Origin of the sequence: Streptomyces sp. NPDC006368, from assembly GCF_040612535.1 — a bacterium.
GTDB lineage: Bacteria > Actinomycetota > Actinomycetes > Streptomycetales > Streptomycetaceae > Streptomyces.
Genome location: NZ_JBEXQK010000094.1, coordinates 1 through 4,355, shown reverse-complemented (window position 1 = coordinate 4,355; position 4,355 = coordinate 1). Strand labels below are relative to the sequence as shown.

Below are 4,355 nucleotides of genomic sequence, written 5' to 3'. Positions count from 1 at the left end.
GGCGCGGCTGCTGAGCCGCGCCGACGCCGACGTACCGGTGGACACTCCCCGCATCCCCGCCCGTGAAGCGGCGGAGCGGGAGCTGTCCAAGCCGATGTACCACGAGAACGACCCGAACCTCCTCCAGCGGACCCTGGACCGCTTCTGGGAGTGGGTGGGCGGCATCTTCGACACCGCGTCCACGGTCACCCCTGGTGGCGTGCTCGGCATGGTGGTCATCCTCCTGGTCGTCGTCGCGCTCGTCGGCGCCCTGTGGTGGCGCCTGGGCACCCCCCGGCCCACGCCCACCACCTCGGACTCCCTCTTCGGCGACCGCCCGCGCAGCGCCGCCGAGCACCGCACGGCCGCCGAGGCGCACGCCGCCGCGAGCCGCTGGAACGAAGCAGTCCAGGAGCGGATGCGGGCGGTCGTGCGCTCCCTCGAGGAACGGACCCTTCTGGAGCCGCGCCCCGGGCGCACCGCCGACGAGGCCGCGGCCGAGGCAGGCCGGTCCCTCCCCGCCCACACGGCGGAGCTCCGTGCCGCCGCCCGCTCCTTCGACGACGTGACGTACGGCGGCCGCACCGCCGACCAGCGCGCATACCAGCGGCTCAAGGACCTCGACAGGGTCCTGGAACGAACGAAGCCGCAGCTGAGCAGCGCGGTCCGCGGTCCTGCCGGAGGAACAGCCGAATGACCGGCACATCCAGCTCGTTGTCCCTCACGCCACGCCAGGTATGGATCCGGGCTCGCGGGCTGCTGATCGCGCTCGCCGTTCTCCTCGTGGCCGGGATCGCCATGGCCCTGGTCCGCTCCGGTGACCAGCACGGCCGCCTCGATCCCCGCTCCGCCGACCGCTACGGCAGCCGCGCGGTGGCCGAACTCCTCAAGGACCGCGGCGTCACCACCCGCGTGGTGACCACCCTGGACGACGCCACAGCCGCGGCCGGCTCCGACACGACTCTTCTCGTTGCCGCGCCCAACGTGCTGAGCGATCACCAGCGAGGCGTCATGCGACGCACCATGGAGACCGCCGGGGGCCGCACCGTCCTCGTGTCCGCGAACCAGGCGTCCACCGCCACCCTGGCCCCCGGGGTCACCACGGACACCCCCGCCCCGGTCTCGGTACTCACCCCGCAGTGCTCCCTTACGGCCGCCGAGCGCGCCGGCGACGTCGACCTGGGCGGCGAGCGTTACGCGACCCACCTCACGGGCGCCGACGCCTGCTACCCGAGCGACGGCCGGCCCACCCTGCTGCGCGTCGACGGCCCCGCCGACGGCGACACCATCCTCCTCGGCTCTCCCGACATCCTCTACAACGACCGTCTCGACCAGCGGGGCAACGCCTCGCTCGCCCTTCAGCTCCTCGGTTCCCGACCTCACCTCGTCTGGTACCTCCCCTCGCTCAGTGATCCCTCCGCCTCCGAAGGCGGCGACAGCGGTGACGGCGGTGACGACGAGGGCGGTGGCGCGACCGCCTTCTTCGACCTGATCCCATCCGGCTGGCTCTGGGGCACGCTCCAACTCGCCTTCGCCGCCGTCCTCGCAGCCATCTGGCGCGCACGCCGCCTCGGCCCCCTCGTGACCGAACGCCTTCCCGTGGCGATCCGTGCCTCCGAAGCCACCGAGGGCCGCGCCCGCCTCTACCGCAAGGCCAACGCCCGCGACCGTGCGGCCACGGTCCTGCGCGCGGCGACCCGGACGCGCCTCGCTCCCCTCCTGGGCGTCCCCCCGGTGGAGGCCGACTCCCCCGACTCCTTGCTGCCTGCCGTCTCCGCCCGCCTCACCGGCAACGAAGCGCGCACGGAGACGGACCTCAGGGCCCTTCTCTTCGGCCCCGCCCCCACGGACGACGCCGCGCTCGTCCTTCTCGCAGACCAACTCGACGCCCTCGAAAGAGAGGTACGCACCTCATGAGTGCCCCGACCCCCGAGACCCCTGAGAACTCGGACAGCGCCCGCGCTTCCCTGGAGGCCCTGCGCACCGAGATCGCGAAGGCCGTGGTCGGGCAGGACCCCGCTGTCACCGGCCTTGTCGTCGCACTGCTCTGCCGAGGCCATGTCCTCCTCGAAGGCGTGCCCGGTGTCGCAAAGACGCTGCTCGTACGCGCGCTCGCCGCATCCCTCGAACTGGACACCAAGCGCGTCCAGTTCACCCCCGACCTGATGCCGAGTGACGTCACCGGATCCCTGGTCTATGAAGCCCGCACCGCCGAGTTCTCCTTCCAGCCCGGGCCCGTCTTCACCAACCTGCTACTCGCCGACGAAATCAACCGGACGCCACCCAAGACCCAGTCGTCGCTTCTGGAAGCGATGGAGGAGCGCCAGGTCACGGTCGACGGCACGCCGCGCCCGCTCCCCGACCCCTTCCTCGTCGCAGCCACCCAGAACCCCGTGGAGTACGAAGGCACCTACCCGCTGCCCGAGGCTCAACTGGATCGTTTCCTGCTGAAACTGACGGTCCCTCTCCCTTCACGAGAGGACGAGATCAGCGTCCTGACCCGCCACGCGGAAGGCTTCAACCCGCGCGACCTGCGAGCCGCCGGAGTGCGCCCCGTTGCCGGCCCCGCCGACCTCGAAGCCGCCCGCGCAGCGGTCGCCAAGACCTCGATGTCCCCTGAAATCGCCGGCTATGTCGTCGATATCTGCCGCGCCACCCGAGAATCCCCCTCACTCACCCTTGGCGTCTCGCCACGAGGCGCCACCGCCCTGCTCTCCACCGCTCGCGCCTGGGCCTGGCTCACGGGCCGCGACTACGTCATCCCGGATGACGTGAAGGCCTTGGCCCTTCCCACCCTGCGCCACCGCATCCAGCTGAGGCCCGAGGCCGAGATGGAAGGAGTCACCGCCGACTCCGTCATCACCTCGATCCTCGCCCACGTCCCCGTTCCACGATGAGGCGGTGAACCGTGGCCCTCACCGGACGAACCGCTCTCCTCGCCGCCCTCGGCTCTCTCCCCGTCGGCATCCTCGCCCCCAGCTGGACGGGGATGCTCGCTGTCAACGCGCCCCTCTCACTCGCAATTCTGTGCGACTACGCTCTCGCCGCGCCAGCGCGAAGGCTGCAGTTCACCCGAAGTGGTGACACAAGCGTTCGACTGGGTGACAGCGCGGAAGTGCAGCTGACCGTCACCAACCCGTCCCGCCGCCGCCTGCGTGCCCAGCTACGCGACGCCTGGCCGCCGAGCAGTTGGCTTCCGAACACCGAACAGGCCGCATCCCGTCACCCGCTGACCGTCCCGGCCGGCGAACGCCGACGTGTCACCACGGTCCTGCGGCCCACACGCCGCGGCGACAGGCACGCCGTACGCGTGACGGTGCGGTCCTACGGCCCCCTGGGTCTGGCTGCCCGTCAAGGCAGCCACGACGTCCCCTGGGCGGTCCGGGTACTGCCGCCCTTCACCAGCCGCAAGCACCTGCCGTCCAAGCTCGCCCGCCTACGCGAACTGGACGGCCGTACCAGTGTGCTCACCCGCGGCGAGGGCACCGAATTCGACAGCCTCCGCGAGTACGTCCCCGGCGACGACACCCGCTCCATCGACTGGCGCGCCACCGCCCGCCAGACCACCGTCGCCGTACGCACCTGGCGGCCTGAGCGTGACCGCCACATCCTCATCGTCCTCGACACCGGCCGCACCTCGGCCGGCCGCGTCGGCGACGTCCCCCGCCTGGACGCGGCCATGGACGCGGCGCTCCTTCTTTCCGCCCTCGCCTCCCGCGCGGGCGACCGGGTGGACCTGCTCGCGTACGACCGCTCCATCCGTGCCCGCGTCCAGGGTCGCTCCGCGAACGACATCCTCCCGGCCCTGGTCAACGCCATGGCGCCACTGGAGCCCGAGCTCATCGAGACTGACGCCCGGGGCCTGAGCTCCACCGCTCTGGCCAGCGCCCCCAGGCGCTCCCTCATCGTCCTGCTGACCAACCTGGAGGCCGCGCCCATCGAAGAGGGCCTGCTGCCCATACTGCCCCAACTCACCGAGCGGCACACGGTCCTGCTGGCCTCGGTATCCGACCCGCACACTGAGCAGATGGCGAAGGCGCGAGGTTCTGTCGACGAAATCTACGAGGCAGCAGCCGGCGCCCAGGCCCTGATTCAGCGCCGTCGCACATCGGAACGACTGCAGCGTCACGGCGTCACCGTCGTCGATACGACGCCTGAGAACCTGGCCCCGGCACTTGCCGATGCCTACCTCGCTCTGAAGGCCGCGGGCCGCCTCTGAGGAGTAGTAGTAACAGCTATGCGGGAGCCAATCCATGGGGAAAGGCCCCGTCTTCCTGCCTCTGAACGCAGAAAAGCCCCGCACCAGAAGGTGCGGGGCTCTCCCACAATAATTGTTCGGCGGTGTCCTACTCTCCCACAGGGTCCCCCCTGCAGTA

The 4,355-nt window shown here is 71.0% G+C and carries 4 protein-coding genes; all 4 read left to right on the top strand.

Features of this window, described 5'->3' with window-relative positions:
- Positions 1-7 precede the first annotated feature (7 nt).
- From ABZZ38_RS30265 to ABZZ38_RS30250, 4 genes are read left to right on the top strand one after another with little or no spacing between them, the layout of a single operon-like run.
- Positions 8-676, top strand: coding sequence for a DUF4129 domain-containing protein (locus ABZZ38_RS30265; RefSeq protein ID WP_356745721.1), 669 nt, complete (start codon positions 8-10; stop codon positions 674-676).
- Positions 673-1,896, top strand: a complete 1,224-nt coding sequence (locus tag ABZZ38_RS30260) for a DUF4350 domain-containing protein (RefSeq protein ID WP_356745719.1) — start codon at positions 673-675, stop codon at positions 1,894-1,896. Before ABZZ38_RS30265 ends, ABZZ38_RS30260 begins: the two co-directional genes overlap by 4 nt.
- Positions 1,893-2,876: a MoxR family ATPase gene (locus tag ABZZ38_RS30255; RefSeq protein WP_356745717.1), complete on the top strand. Its 984-nt coding sequence runs from the start codon at positions 1,893-1,895 to the stop codon at positions 2,874-2,876. The genes ABZZ38_RS30260 and ABZZ38_RS30255 overlap by 4 nt, the downstream gene beginning before the upstream one ends.
- A gap of 11 nt (positions 2,877-2,887) precedes the next feature.
- Complete coding sequence (locus ABZZ38_RS30250) at positions 2,888-4,198, top strand: DUF58 domain-containing protein (protein ID WP_356745715.1); 1,311 nt, start codon at positions 2,888-2,890, stop codon at positions 4,196-4,198.
- Positions 4,199-4,355: the final 157 nt, after the last annotated feature.